The organism is Lactobacillus sp. wkB10, from assembly GCF_000760615.1.
Classification (GTDB): domain Bacteria; phylum Bacillota; class Bacilli; order Lactobacillales; family Lactobacillaceae; genus Lactobacillus; species Lactobacillus huangpiensis.
The window spans coordinates 159135-173292 of sequence record NZ_JRJB01000001.1 but is presented as its reverse complement, the minus strand read 5'-3'; the positions used below and the strand labels follow the sequence as shown (position 1 = coordinate 173292).

The 14158-nt window shown below is 36.6% G+C and carries 12 protein-coding genes; 1 reads left to right on the top strand and 11 read right to left on the bottom strand.

Features of this window, described 5'->3' with window-relative positions:
- Positions 1-22: 22 nt before the first annotated feature.
- The 8 genes from lgt to LACWKB10_RS00805 all read right to left on the bottom strand — a co-directional run bounded on the left by lgt (position 23) and on the right by LACWKB10_RS00805 (position 8456).
- Positions 23-859, bottom strand: a complete 837-nt coding sequence (lgt, locus tag LACWKB10_RS00840) for a prolipoprotein diacylglyceryl transferase (RefSeq protein WP_034977468.1) — start codon at positions 857-859, stop codon at positions 23-25.
- Positions 856-1818: an HPr(Ser) kinase/phosphatase gene (gene hprK / locus LACWKB10_RS00835; RefSeq protein ID WP_034977465.1), complete on the bottom strand. Its 963-nt coding sequence runs from the start codon at positions 1816-1818 to the stop codon at positions 856-858. Before hprK ends, lgt begins: the two co-directional genes overlap by 4 nt.
- A 16-nt stretch (positions 1819-1834) precedes the next feature.
- Complete coding sequence (locus LACWKB10_RS00830) at positions 1835-2110, bottom strand: hypothetical protein (protein ID WP_034977462.1); 276 nt, start codon at positions 2108-2110, stop codon at positions 1835-1837.
- 8 nt (positions 2111-2118) lie between these two features.
- Positions 2119-3235 (bottom strand): peptide chain release factor 2 gene (prfB, locus tag LACWKB10_RS00825; RefSeq protein WP_162833768.1). Its coding sequence is split into 2 segments (ribosomal slippage): positions 2119-3162 and positions 3164-3235, totalling 1116 coding nucleotides; the frame shifts between segments, so codons are not numbered across the junction.
- 79 nt (positions 3236-3314) lie between these two features.
- Complete coding sequence (secA, locus tag LACWKB10_RS00820) at positions 3315-5714, bottom strand: preprotein translocase subunit SecA (protein WP_034977457.1); 2400 nt, start codon at positions 5712-5714, stop codon at positions 3315-3317.
- A gap of 130 nt (positions 5715-5844) precedes the next feature.
- Complete coding sequence (gene hpf, locus LACWKB10_RS00815; RefSeq protein ID WP_034977454.1) at positions 5845-6393, bottom strand: ribosome hibernation-promoting factor, HPF/YfiA family; 549 nt, start codon at positions 6391-6393, stop codon at positions 5845-5847.
- A 93-nt stretch (positions 6394-6486) separates the two neighbouring features.
- On the bottom strand, positions 6487-7176 hold the full coding sequence (locus tag LACWKB10_RS00810; protein ID WP_034977451.1) for a ComF family protein: 690 nt from the start codon (positions 7174-7176) through the stop codon (positions 6487-6489).
- Positions 7173-8456, bottom strand: a complete 1284-nt coding sequence (locus LACWKB10_RS00805) for a helicase-related protein (protein WP_034977448.1) — start codon at positions 8454-8456, stop codon at positions 7173-7175. Before LACWKB10_RS00805 ends, LACWKB10_RS00810 begins: the two co-directional genes overlap by 4 nt.
- 42 nt (positions 8457-8498) lie before the next feature.
- Between LACWKB10_RS00805 and LACWKB10_RS00800 the strand changes: the two genes are divergently transcribed.
- Entirely contained in the window at positions 8499-9161 is a 663-nt protein-coding gene (locus LACWKB10_RS00800; RefSeq protein ID WP_034977445.1) for a YigZ family protein, read from the top strand.
- Positions 9162-9198: 37 nt separating this feature from the next.
- Here the strand turns inward: LACWKB10_RS00800 and LACWKB10_RS00795 are convergent, their stop codons facing one another.
- From LACWKB10_RS00795 to LACWKB10_RS00785, 3 genes are all read right to left on the bottom strand, one after another.
- Complete coding sequence (locus tag LACWKB10_RS00795) at positions 9199-10353, bottom strand: glycosyltransferase family 4 protein (protein ID WP_034977442.1); 1155 nt, start codon at positions 10351-10353, stop codon at positions 9199-9201.
- A 167-nt stretch (positions 10354-10520) separates the two neighbouring features.
- Positions 10521-12317, bottom strand: coding sequence for an FAD-dependent oxidoreductase (locus tag LACWKB10_RS00790; protein ID WP_034977438.1), 1797 nt, complete (start codon positions 12315-12317; stop codon positions 10521-10523).
- 21 nt (positions 12318-12338) lie between these two features.
- Positions 12339-14144: an FAD-dependent oxidoreductase gene (locus tag LACWKB10_RS00785; RefSeq protein ID WP_034977436.1), complete on the bottom strand. Its 1806-nt coding sequence runs from the start codon at positions 14142-14144 to the stop codon at positions 12339-12341.
- Between the last annotated feature and the right edge of the window lie 14 nt (positions 14145-14158).

Sequence of the window (14158 nt, the reverse complement as noted above, 5' to 3'; positions counted from 1 at the left end):
CTCTTTCACTTAAAACAATTATTTAGTCTCGACTATAAGGATACTTCAAGCCGCTGCCGTCAAGATACCATTTCGGTTTAACTACTTTTCTGCGATAAATAAATAATCCTACGACCACAGCAAATAGTATTAAACTAAGCATTTGTGAAACGCGTATCGAACCCATTAAATAAAGGCTGTCAGTCCGCATCCCTTCCACAAAAAAGCGCACCACAGCATACCACGCCAAATAAAGCATGAATATTTCACCTTGTTTGAATAAATGCTTTTTATGTCTCAAAAACAATATTATTAACAAACCAATTAAATTAAAAAAAGATTCGTACAAGAAAGTAGGTTGGTAGTAGATTCCACCAATTTTCATTTGGCTAATTATAAAATTAGGCAAATGCAAGCTTTGTAAAAATGCTAAGGTTGTTGGTTCACCATGGGCTTCCTGGTTAATAAAATTACCCCAGCGTCCCAATATCTGAGCCGCCATTACACCTGGAGTAATAACATCCAACATCAAAAATGGGGGCAGCATTCTTTTATAACAAAATACCAAAAGAACTGCCAAACCAGCTAACAGACCACCGTAGATAGCGATGCCGCCATTCCAAATAGCAATTATCTGATCAAGATGCTGTGAGTAATAATCCCACTCAAAGATAACATAATAAATACGTGCGCCAATATATCCGATTGGAACAGCCCATAATAGCAAATCCATGAAGTCGTCACTTTCAATTTGTCGCTTGCGTCCCTCAATAATTGCCATTGATACGGCTAAAATAATCGCCACCGCCATGATAACGCCATACCATTTGACACTTAAGTTTCCTAATTTAAATGCTACAGGATTAATGGTCAATGTCATTTATTCTTATCCTTTGCTGAATCTTCTTTAGAGTTTTTCTTAATTAACTTCGTTAAGTTATTATCAAAAGTTTTCGTAGCGTTGTATCCACTTCTTTTGGCACGAAAATTCATTGTGGCAATTTCAATAATGTCTTCCATGTTGCGGCCTACTTTAACTGGAATAGTAATTTGTGGCACTTCAACATTGCAAATATCACGTTTGCTCTCTTCAAAGCCTAAACGATCGTAATTTGCCTTATTATCCCAATTAACAAGCTTGATTACTAGTTGAATACTTTCACGGCTTTTGACGGCACCAACACCAAACAAATCCATGACATCAATTATGCCAATGCCGCGAATTTCCATTAAATGCTTCAAAATGGCCGGTGCTTCACCCATCACCGTTTCAACATCTTTTTGATAGACATCAACCCGATCATCGGCAATTAAACGATGACCACGATGAATCAAACCCAAGGCAGTTTCAGATTTCCCAACACCGGAATCACCAGTCAAAAGGACACCCATACCCTTGACTTCAATCAGAACACCATGAATAGTATCGCGAACGGCCAGACGTTCGCGCAAATATTCCGTTAATATACTAGAAACATAAGTGGTTGATTCAGGTGAAGAAAGGATTGGAATTTGTGCATCATCAGCAGCTTTAACTAATTCAGGCGGTACACGCAGAGAACGTGACACAAAAAAGCACGGCGTATCAGGTGTGCAAAGCTTAGTAAAAACATCGACCAAGCTATCGTGATCTAACCTAGCAGCATAAGAAATTTCTGTTCTACCCAATAACTGAATACGCTGGCGCGGATAAAAATCAAAGTATCCTGTCAATTCCAACCCTGGTCTGTAAATATCGGATACTATAATTTCTTTATCGTTAATATATTGTTTTCCGTGCACAACGTGGACAATTTTATTATCACGAATTAAATTTTTTAATTTGACCGCATTTGTCATTTTAAATTGCCCCTTTTTACTTGTCGACATCTTTAGTTTTAGCATCACGTACTTTTTTACGTTTTGGTCTGGCTTCATTATTTTGGTTCCAGTTTCCCCAGTTATAAGGACCAGGACCAGAATTTCCGCTCTTATTTTTATCATTTTTAGTAAAATGGTTAATAAGCCATATAATGCCAATAATAACTAAAGCTGCGGGCAATAACAAAATAAAGACATGAAACATGGAGTAAATAATACTCAAAATGACTACTGCAAGTAAAACTAAACCAATAATTCCCCAAAAACTCATCTAATCACCTACTCTGGATTTTCCTGACTTAAAAGCCACTGCAAATATGCATAAACAAATGGTTGCAGCTTACCATCCATTACACCATTTGTATCAGAAGTTTCATAGCCTGTGCGCAAATCTTTAACCAAATTATAAGGATGAAAAACATAAGACCGAATTTGAGAACCCCAGCCAATTTCTTTTTGGTCACCTTTAAGTTCCTGTTTGTGTTTACGTTTCTTTTCTTCTTCTAAATGAAACAATTTTGCTCGTAATTCATTCATCGCAGTTTCCCTATTTTGCAGCTGAGATCGCTGTGCCTGAGATGTTGTTACAATTCCTGTGGGCAAGTGAGTGATTCTAACGGCACTTGAAGTTTTATTAATATGTTGTCCCCCTGCACCACTTGAACGATAGACATCAATACGAAGGTCCTTAGGATTAATATCTACTTTAATACTGTCATCAATTTCCGGAATAACCTCAACAGACGCAAAAGACGTATGTCTTCTTTTAGCTGAATCAAATGGTGAGATTCTAACTAACCGGTGAACCCCATTTTCCGACTTCATTAGACCATAGGCATTTTTGCCAGTAATTTTTGCACTGACACTTTTAAGACCAGCTTCTTCTCCAGGTTCATAATTATTAATTTCAAACTTGAAATTCCTAATATCAGCATAACGCTGATACATTCTAAGAAGCATTTGCCCCCAGTCCATAGCCTCAGTACCACCAGCACCAGGGTGAATTTCAATAAGCGCATTATGACTATCATATTTACCAGATAAGAGCAAATCTAATTCATAATCATGAAATTCAGTCTGCAACTGTTGTAAATCTGCTTCAACTTCTTTTTGTAAATCATTATCTGGCTCTTCTCTCAGCAACTCTACTGCAGTTATTTCATTTTCATAATCAGACTTTAATTTATCAAAAGAATCGCGTTTCTCTTTTAACAAATTTGTTTCACTGATCAAGCTTTGGGCTTTTTCTTGATCATCCCAAAAAGAGGGATCTTGCATCTTATTTTCATTAACAATAATATTTTCAGTAATTGAATCTAAGTCAAAGAGACCCCCTAAAGTGGTCTAACCGCTTTTTTAAACTATCTAATTCATTTTGAATTTCACTTATTTCCATTTTTAAGCATAACACCTTTATTCTTAATAAAATTTCAGTAAAAAAGAGAAAGCAGCTGCTTTCTCTTCAATCTTAACTGTTAACGACTAAGATTTTGTCTAATTTCAGCTTTCATAAATAAACGAGTTACGTCAAATTCAATATTTGAAACCATTTCTTCAAACATGTTGTAACCAGAATCCTGGTATTCAACCAACGGATTAAGTTGACCGTAACCACGTAAACTAATTGATTGCCGTAATTGATCCATTGCATCTATATGATCAGTCCAGCGGTCATCAACTACTCGCAATATAACTACTTTTTCAAATTCAAGCATTTCTGAAGGATCAGCTAAAATTTCTTCTTTTTCTTCGTAATTAGCTTCAACAAGATCATATAGTTTTTGCTTTAAGTCAGATACTGTAATTGTTTTGAAATCAATTGCATCTGTTTCTTCTTCGTTGGTTAAACTGGAAGAAATAAAGTCCCGCAAAGAATCAAGACGCCACTTGCTGCGATCACCTTGCGTAAACATATCTACTTGACTGTTAATAGTACGACGAATCATCGGAATTAAAACATCCTTGAGGGAATCTTCTTCGCCGATAACTTGCATCCTTTCACCGTAAATAATTTCACGTTGAATACGCATAACATCATCATATTGCAGGGTTTGCTTACGAGTATCGTAGTTATTACCTTCAACCCGTTTTTGAGCTGACTCAACTTGTCTGGTGATCAGACGACTCTCAATCACTTTATCATCGTCATTATCTGATAGACGATCAAGAAAATCTTTTACCCTGTCACCACCAAAACGCTTCATCAAATCATCTTCAAGTGAAAGATAAAAACGTGTAACACCGGGGTCACCCTGACGACCGGAACGTCCACGGAGCTGATTATCAATTCTACGGGATTCATGACGCTCGGTACCAATAACAGACAGTCCACCTAATTCTTTGACACCTGGCCCTAATTTAATGTCAGTACCACGACCAGCCATGTTAGTAGCAATAGTTACGGCACCGCGTTGACCAGCATTCATAATGATCTGAGCTTCTTTAGCATGGTTTTTAGCATTCAGAACCGCATGCGGTATTCCTTCTTGGTCAAGCAATTTACTCAGTCTTTCAGAACTTTCAACCGCGACAGTACCGACCAAAACTGGTTGACCTTTAGAATGACGGTCTTTTATTTCATTGACAACAGCCGCAAACTTAGATGACAAAGTTGGGTAAAGAATATCAGGATTATCTTTTCTAATTAACGGGCGGTTTGTTGGAATCGTAATAACCTGCATATTGTAAATTTCACGAAACTCTTCTTCTTCCGTTTTAGCAGTACCAGTCATCCCGGCAAGTTTTTTATACATTCTAAAGAAGTTCTGATAGGTAATTGTAGCCTGAGTCTTGGATTCTTCTTGAATCTTTACTCCTTCTTTTGCCTCAATAGCTTGGTGCAAACCATCAGAATAGCGCCGTCCTTGCATAACACGACCAGTAAACGAGTCAACAATTAAGACTTCACCATCTTGAACAACATAATCAATATCTTTAAGCATAATGTAATTTGCTCTCAGAGCCTGATCAATATGGTGTACTAGTTTTTGATTCTCAACATCGTATAAATTTTTAAGTCCAAAATGATCACAAGCTTTTTGGATACCTGTTCTGGTTAACGAAATAGTTTTAGTAGGCCAGTCAATCTTATAATCACCATAGTCTTTGTCATCGTCTGCATCATCATCACTCTTATCCTCTTTAAGGGTTTTGACAAAACGGTCTGCACGAATATAGTCACCATTAGCTTGTTCGGCTTCACCCGAAATAATCAATGGCGTTCTAGCTTCATCAATTAAAATTGAGTCGACCTCATCGATAATAGCATAGTTAAGCTCGCGTTGAACCATTTGTTCCTTGTAAACAACCATGTTATCACGTAAATAGTCAAAACCAAGTTCAGAGTTAGTTGAATAAGTTACATCACAACTATAAGCTTCCCGTTTTTCATCTGGCGACATCGCATTAAGATTAAGACCAACTGTTAAGCCTAGCCATTTATATAGCTGACCCATTTCTTCTGCGTCACGACTGGATAAGTATTCGTTGACAGTAACAACATGAACACCTTTTCCTGTTAGTGCGTTCAAATATACAGGCATGGTTGCAGTCAAAGTCTTGCCTTCACCGGTCATCATTTCAGCAATATTACCATAATGCAGTGCAATACCACCTAAAACCTGAACATGAAATGGGTAAAGTCCTAAAACTCTTTTGGCACCTTCACGAGCAACTGCAAAAGCTTCTGGTAAAAGTGAATCCAAACTTTCACCATTTTTTAGCCTATCACGAAATTCAGGTGTTTTAGCCTGCAATTCTTCATCAGAAAGTTGACCATACTCTTCTGCATGATCTTCAACTTTACTAGCAATTTTTTCAAACTTTTTCAGTTCTCTTTTATCATTATTGTATAGTTTCTTTAAAATGTTTACCATTTAATCGATCCTTATATGTAGTTAAAGTATAAAAACACATGATAATTTTACCATGATTGACGCTAAATGAAAAATAAACAAAACAAAGACCTCACACTAAATGTGGGGCCCTTGCTTGATAATACTATTTTTATTTTGTTTCAATCAAACCATAACGGCCATCATTTCTGCGATAGACAACACTTGTACCGTTAGTTTCACCATCTTGGAAAACAAAGAAATCATGTTCAAGCATATTCATTTGCAAAATCGCTTCTTCAGGACTCATCGGTTTCAAACCAATTTGTTTATTGCGAACAATAGAAAACTCATTGACCTCTTTATCTTTAGAATCCTCTTCTGCACTTTCAACAAAGAAATCGTTAAATCCTTTTTCACGACTCTTACGATTCACACGAGTCTTATACTTTCTGATTTGTCTTTCAAGTTTTTCTGAAACAAAATCAATACTGCGGTACATATCGTCAGTTGTTTCTTCAGCTCTCAATACTAAGTATGGCAGTGGTATAGTTACCTCGACTTTAGCCTTGTGATCACGATACACCTTTAAATTTACATGAGCAATCATATCTTGATTCAAATCAAAATACTTCTCTAATTTTTTTAGGCGCTTTTCTACGTAACTTCTTAAAGCATCAGTTACCTCAATATTTTCACCACGGACATTATACTTTAACATATGAGATTCTCCTTTCAACTGCTTATGCAGTCTTATGTTACCTATATTATAGCAAAATTATAGCAAAACATGAAAGCGCTGAACAATTTAGTTTTATCTGCATAAGGTAAAACTACTAATTTTTGCATTAGGAAAAACTTCTGCCAACGCATCCCGTGCATGATAAAGCGTTCTGCCCGTAGTATATATATCATCTAATAAAAGTATCTTGTATTTCTTCAAATTAATCGTAAAGTTTTTCTTAACAAAAAAACTTTGCTCACTTCTTAATCTTTCAGCACGATTTTTTTCTCCCTGTGCACTTAGCCCTGTTTTTTTACCCAATACACAGGTTAATGAAACCAGATTACCATAAATTGAACTGATAGTATCGAATTGTCTTTGTTCAATATGTTCTGGAGAAGTAGGTACAGGAACATAGAGGTCGGCTTGATATTTAGTTAGATTTTCCCGACATAATTCCTCTAATACTTTGTGCAAAGCATAATCACCATATCTCTTATAATTAACCATTAAATCATGAAAAGCCTCATTATATAAATATAAGGAATGATTTTTTAGTAATTTTTGTCCATAGATTTTCTGCCAATTAATACAATCTAAACAAAATTTGTTTTGGCTCAACTGACCAAAACAAATTGGACAATGTTTGTCAGGGATGCGCATATATTTGCTTTGACAATTAGAGCAGATACATGTGGTTTCCTGTTTGTACCAAGAAAATAATTGGATAAATGACACTTTAGCAACAAAAAGCTGCCCACACAGTAAGCATCTTCTCATTTGTTCATCTCACGAATTTGTTTCATTGCATTACGAATGCTGTTGGTATATTTATGATAACAAAATAAAACCAAACCACTGGAATCAGTTTTGTCTCTCCCAACCCTGCCGGCTATCTGCACTAGGCTCGAAGCAGAATAAATTTTATCATCCGCCTGAACAACAATTACCCAGACATGATTAAAAGTAACCCCTCGTTCCAAAATTGTAGTTGTCACTAATAGCCGAGTTTTTCCTGCTCGAAACTTTTCAACTTTTTTAATTCTATCTGTATCGTTTGCATGAACCCCAGAAATTTCAATCTTACTAAGTTTTGGATCCTTTTTTAAGGCATCAATATAAAGATTTATTTGATCAACACGAGGTACAAAAAGCAATAATGGGTGGCCTGCTTCTACAACTTTTATAATTTCATTAATGAGGTTAGCATTAATTTTGTTTTGATGCAGAAATGGACGGAGAAATAATTTTTCTTTTGGTACAGGTAAAAGATTTCCATGGAACCTTCTTTTCAATTTTAGTATCTGCAATTTACCTTTTTCTACGGATGCCAATAAATCTATAGTAGGCGTTGCTGTTAAGTAGACCCTTTGTCCCTTATCATTAATCGCATTTTTCGCTGCAAAATGTAATTCTGAATTATGGACATAGGGAAAAGAGTCAGCCTCATCAATTATAAGTAAATCGAAAGCATGAAAAAATTTTAATAATTGGTGTGTCGTACAAATAGTTAATTGTTCTAGGCCTGGCTCTTGGTACTCACGACCATGATATTTACCGATTTTAATTTCACTAAAAGCATTTTGAAAACGAGGATACAACTCGTTTACAACGTCAATTCTTGGAGTTGATATACAACATCTTTTTCCTTCTGCTAAACAGTGTGCTATTAAAGGAAAAAGCATTTCTGTTTTACCTGCACCAGTTACCGCATGAACTAGTGAGTCCTGACCGTTGATATAATTTTCAACTAATTTACGTGCAATTTCAGCTTGTAGTGAGGTTAATTCACCCTTCCACGATAATCCACCATTTGCTTTTATCGCAAAATTTATTTTTTGTTTATTGCGAATCAAATAATCGCCTTCCACAATTCTTCCCAGACCAATACAAGCTCTGCAATATTTTTTGCCACTTGGCAATTGCGCATAAACCTTGGCATTGCAACGCAAGCAGCGACCATCTTTAATTGCCTCGACTTTGGTTAAATCACCCTTTGTGCTAAAATCCATTTGACTACTAACCCATTGACGGCCAGAAAGATTTGAAATACTTTCCATTTTGTCCTCCAATGATAAATACGCAAAAAAGGATTGATTTTTTTGAGTGAAAAAGAAAATTATTTAACCATTAAAGAAAATGGCAAACATGAGTTAATTATAAAAAAAAGTCGCTTTATTACGACTCTGATTAGGACTCCAACCGTTGAAGAGGCTGAAAAAGCAATTGCTGCTGTTGCTAACAAATACCGTGATGCTACTCATAACACTTTTGCTTATACTATTGGCCTCAATGATGAGCACGTCAAAGCAAGCGACAATGGTGAACCCTCTGGTACGGCCGGAGTTCCAGAACTAAAAGCCTTGCAATTAATGAAACTTAAAAATGTCACTGCAGTAGTTACGCGCTATTTTGGCGGAATAAAATTAGGGGCGGGAGGTTTGATACGTGCATATTCTAATAGTGTGACTAAGGCAGTGGAAGCCATAGGCGTAGTTAAACGAGTTCAGCAACAGGGAGTTAAATTTCAAGTTGATTATAAAAAATTCGATGAAATCCAGCACTATCTTAATCAACAAAAAATCTTAATCGATAATATTGACTATGGAGTTAGTGTGACAATTACAATATACATTGATGAAGGCAAATTAAAGGAACTAGAGAGTGATCTCACTAATATTTTGTCAGGCAAAGTACAGTTTATTTTTCTTCCCAAAAGATATAACGAAGTCTTTGTCACTCAACATAACTATCATGATCAATAAAAAAGACTCACAAGCATTTTGTGAATCTAGCCTAAATCTAATCTTTCTTTTTCTTTTTTAATTGCTCAGGCTTGTCTTGCCCGAGGTGCCAAACTTCCACCGTAGGATCTTTTTTACTCCGAGAATTAATCAGTTTTTGTGTCAAATTCATAAGCGGTTTGTATTTTTCTCCTAAAAGTCCAATGGATTCCACAAAAAACTCTAATGCAACTGCCAGACCTGCAATTAAAACCCACATCCCCCACATTGGTGACAATAAAAACAAGAGGGAAATGAATGAAAAAATAAGTGATAAAGCATAAATCGTTAAAACAGTTTGTCTGTGGGTCAACCCCATTTTCATTAGTTGATGATGCAAATGATGCTTATCGGCTTGCGAAACGGGACGGTTATTTAATTTGCGCCGAATCATGGCATAAATTGTATCTGTAATTGGAACCCCTAATATAGTGACTGGCACTAACAGAGAAATAAAAGTTACATTTTTTAAACCTTTAAGTGAAAATACCGCAATCATAAAGCCAATGTATAACGCCCCTGTATCACCCAAAAATATTTTTGCGGGATGAAAGTTATAAGGCAAAAATCCCAATAGACATGCAGCAAGCATAAAACAACCAATAGGTATGTATAGTTGACCGGTATGCAGAAAGAAATAACCAACGATCCCCATGGTAATAAGTGAAATCATCGAAACCCCATCGGCCAGGCCATCAAGACCATCAATTAAATCAACTGCATTAGTTAAGGCCAATATCCAAAAAATAGTAATTGGTAAACTCCACCAGCCTAATTGTATTTGTTTATTAAGAAAGGGCAAATTTAAGACGTTCATCCTGATGCCGGCAAGAAAATAAATTACTAGAGCGCCAATAAATATACCCAACATTTTTTGCCTTGGCTTTAGCTCCATAATATCGTCAATTATACCAGTCAAGACAATCACACTGGATCCTAAAAGTATGCTAAAAGCCTCATGTGTCGGGAATTGCTCACGCAATAAAACAAAAGCGCCAATATTAAAGGTCACAAAAATACCCAATCCACCCAACGTTGGCATTGGTTTTTTATTTACCCTTCTTTTATTTGGAATGTCGACTGCACCTAATACAAAAGCCAATCTCCTAATAAAAGGCGTGATCGCAGCTTGTATAATCACTAAAAAGAATAATTCAACAATAATTTTAAACATAGTCGGCTACTTTCATTTATAGTTGCCTTAATTATACAAGCTGGAATAAAAATGCACAAATTAGGTTAATTGAATACTAGTATTTTTTAACAAAAAATTGTTATTTAATATAAAAAGAACTGGGTTCAAACGAATCCAGTTCTGATTAATCTTTAAAATATAAAAAACTAACATTGAGAGGCAGCTGAACTTGCATCAGCCTCCGCTTTGACATTGGCTGCCGCACTTTCTCCAGCTATTCTTCCAAAAACAACAGCATTAGTAATGCCCATTCCACATCCAGGATAAGTCATTCCGCGCCAACCACCTGTAGTACTTCCTGCAGCATAAAGATTGTTTATCTTTTTATCAAAATTGTCCAGAACTTCTGCTTTGGTGTTAATAGCTAATCCACCTGCCATGTCAGGTGTTGAAGGAGCCAGTTTAGCAGCATAAAATGGTGCTTTAAAAGCTGTTAAATCTTTTTGACGACCAAATTCTGTATCTTCACCTTTAATAATGTCATTATTCCACTTTTTAATTGTTTTCTCTAATACCTCCGGATTTAGGTTAATCTGCTGAGCTAATTCTTTTATCGTATCAGCTTTCTTGAAGTAACCATCTTCTACCTCACGTTTTAAATGTGGTGACGGAGCTGGTGCTGAAAAAGCAGCTGGCATTTCATTTGCCATGCCTTCATCAAAAATTAACCAAACATAGCCTTGATCAAGACTTGCGATTTTCTTAGAGGCATATTCAAAATACATATCTTCCCTAAAGTGTCTTTTAGCATCTGTGCCTACCCAAATGTAAGGCTTTGTCCAGGCAGTACACAGAGGACCGATACATACATTATCGCCGGATTGAGTGCCAATTGAGTTTGCTATTGGCATCCACATATCTTTTAACTTAGCGCCAATTTCAGCGCCCATAGTGATACCATCACCCATTTGTCTGATTGAACCATATGATTCTCCAACAGCAAAATCAGGCGCAAAACTCTTAAGCATTTCTTTATTACGAGAAAAGCCTGCTGTAGCAATAATAACACTTTGGGCTTTGTAGTTACCCTTATTAGTATGTACACCAACTACATTATTATTCTCGTCAGTTATTAAGCTTTCAGCTGTGATATTAAAAATAAATTTTGTGCCAACTTCTTTTGCCTTATTGTAAAGCGGCTTTGACAGACCATAGCCACTTTTTTCGACAGTTAAATGTGATCTGGCTGCCGGAATAGCATAGTCTTTCATTGCTTCTTCATTGCCAATTTCTTGGACTTCTTGAAAATTGACCCCAATTTCACCAGCCAGCCATTCATAATCTTCTGCGCCGTGTTCAACGATTGTTTCTCTCATGCCAGCATCTTCATAGCCTTGACCAACTGCTTTTAAATAATTATTCCAGTTTTCCTTGGTATCTTTTATTCCCTGAGATTTTTGCAAACTAGTGCCACCACCAGCGTTGTAATAACCACCAGATAAAGTCATATCTGACAACATATAACTTGAAGTATATTCTAAACAAATTACTGAGGCACCTTTTTGCCTTGCAGCAATAGAAGCTGAAAGACCAGCAGCTCCCGCTCCGATTACCAAAATATCTGTTTGATCTTCAAATTCTAAATCATCTGGATTTATGTTGCGATAGTCTTTGCCATTATCCTTTTTCTCAGTATTTCTCAAATCAACTTTTTTATCAAGACCACTAGGATCGCCAGCCTTTGAAACTGCATCTCTGACTGCTTTTTGGACAGCTTGAAAACTAATAGTTGCTCCAGTAACTGCATCAATGTTATATGACTGATGCTCAACAATTAGCTTTGGTGCCTTTTTTAAAGCAGCAGTGCTTATACCAGAAGTTTCATCCTGTTGATCAATTGTTACATTCGTAATTTTATTGTCTTTAACGGTTACCGAAACCTTAACTTCACCGCGGTTACCAGAACCTTGTCCCTGATAAACGCCATCTTTTAAATTTGCCATTTCTTATCCTTTCGTTAGAAACTAAGCTTGATTTAACGCAGATTCAACAGCCTCTTTAAATGCACGACTTGATGCAGAAGCTCCAGATACAGCATCTACATTGACTGTTTTGTTAGTCAGCATTTCTTGTTTCATTTTCTTAATCGCTTTTTCACCGTAGTCAGGTGATTCGCTTTCTTTTAAAACTTCAATATTGGTTGGACGCTTATCACTGTCAACTGTTACTCGCACTACTATTTCATTGCCCATGCCGCTTGTTGATTTGCCAATATATTGATTTTCAGCAGTGGAATAATCTTCTTGTTTAGCATCTGATTCAGGAAATGCAGCATCAGTATTATTTTCACTAGCACTGGCACCTGAGACTACTTGATCATCTTTAGTCTTGGCGGCATTTTCTCCAGCTAGTTTACCGAATATTAAGCAGTCAGCTATGTCTCCGCCGCCATTATATTGATTTGCACCGATATGACCCAGTTCACCAGCAGCATATAAGTGTGGCAAAACTTTTTGATCTGTATCTATGACTTCAGCATTTTCATTTCGACGTGGTCCACCTTGAGTATTTAACATCGTATGTTGCTGAGCTAAAGAATAGAACGGACCTGCAAGTGAAATTTTAACCATTGATTCTGGCTTACGTCCACACTGATAATCGACTCCCTGATCAACAAAGAAATTATATGTGTTCAAAGTATTTTCTAAAACTGCCCGATCGACTTTTATTTCTTTAGCTAAATCTGAGATAGTTTCTGACTTAACTACTTTAGTTAAAGCTTCTTTTTGAAATTCATCATTATCAGCTGAGAATAGTTCGTCGTATTTTTTCTGATCAAAAATCATATGAGGATGTACTTGGGCTAAAGGAATTCTCCAAAGGCCATGATTATAGCGATGACCATGACGGGTTGGATCGTCTTCTGCTACATAACGCGTACCATCATCACCAACTGTGATCAAGGAACCGGCAAATAATGCTTTCCATGCCATAATGTTATGAGCTCTTTGGCCTTTAGGAGCGGCTAAATTAACAGTTCCACCTGGTTCATAATTATTCATATGCCATAAATCCGCACCAACTTCTATAGCCATTTTGATGCCATCGCCATTGTTATAAAGCGTACCGTATGGTAATAAATTAGTTTCACCTAAATAATCCTGTACCATTTGTTCGTTATTTTCAAATCCGCCAAGCGCTAAAACTACACCATTTTTTGCTTGAACATTGAACAGCTTGTCTTTATTTTCAATCTGTACACCTATAATTGTCTTATCCGTATCCTGGATTAAGTGCTTTGCTGGTGTTGAATAAAGCACATCAATCTTGTCGCTGCGATCCAGTACATTCTGCCGCAATTTTTTCCAAAGAGCAGCATCAAATATCTGATCATGCACTAACAAGTCATCATTGGTGTCTGCGCCTTCAAATTCAGGATATTCAGCACTCATATAAGCCAACATAGCAACATTTTTGTTACCTGGATTATTTTTCACACTAAAAGCTTTTCCACCCAAATATTTTTCAAAATAATCTGGCAAATTGACCATACCTTTTACAAAGGTTTCAAGCACCTTCTCGTCTAAATCAAGTGGAGCGGTCATTTTTTGATAATACTTTTTGAGCTTATCATAATCGTAACCTGCTTCAACTATCTGACCACAGTATCTGGTATTGCCACCTTCATGTCCCTCTGGAGCACTGTCAACCAGGAGGACTTTTGCTCCTTTGTCTGCAGCGAAACGCGCCGCTGTGGCTCCTGCTCCACCAAATCCAATTACAACAACATCATAAGTCGCATTCCAGGTTTCGTTGTCTTTTAAAAACATTTTGTTTTCTCCTA

Bases quoted from the DNA above. Each gene is read 5' to 3' on its own strand.
- LACWKB10_RS00810 (WP_034977451.1), bottom strand. From the start codon at position 7,176: ATGAGAAGATGCTTACTGTGTGGGCAGCTTTTTGTTGCTAAAGTGTCA.
- LACWKB10_RS00790 (WP_034977438.1), bottom strand. From the start codon at position 12,317: ATGGCAAATTTAAAAGATGGCGTTTATCAGGGACAAGGTTCTGGTAAC.
- secA (WP_034977457.1), bottom strand. From the start codon at position 5,714: ATGGTAAACATTTTAAAGAAACTATACAATAATGATAAAAGAGAACTG.
- hprK (WP_034977465.1), bottom strand. From the start codon at position 1,818: ATGACAAATGCGGTCAAATTAAAAAATTTAATTCGTGATAATAAAATT.
- LACWKB10_RS00785 (WP_034977436.1), bottom strand. From the start codon at position 14,144: ATGTTTTTAAAAGACAACGAAACCTGGAATGCGACTTATGATGTTGTT.
- LACWKB10_RS00805 (WP_034977448.1), bottom strand. From the start codon at position 8,456: ATGGAAAGTATTTCAAATCTTTCTGGCCGTCAATGGGTTAGTAGTCAA.
- LACWKB10_RS00830 (WP_034977462.1), bottom strand. From the start codon at position 2,110: ATGAGTTTTTGGGGAATTATTGGTTTAGTTTTACTTGCAGTAGTCATT.
- LACWKB10_RS00795 (WP_034977442.1), bottom strand. From the start codon at position 10,353: ATGTTTAAAATTATTGTTGAATTATTCTTTTTAGTGATTATACAAGCT.
- lgt (WP_034977468.1), bottom strand. From the start codon at position 859: ATGACATTGACCATTAATCCTGTAGCATTTAAATTAGGAAACTTAAGT.
- hpf (WP_034977454.1), bottom strand. From the start codon at position 6,393: ATGTTAAAGTATAATGTCCGTGGTGAAAATATTGAGGTAACTGATGCT.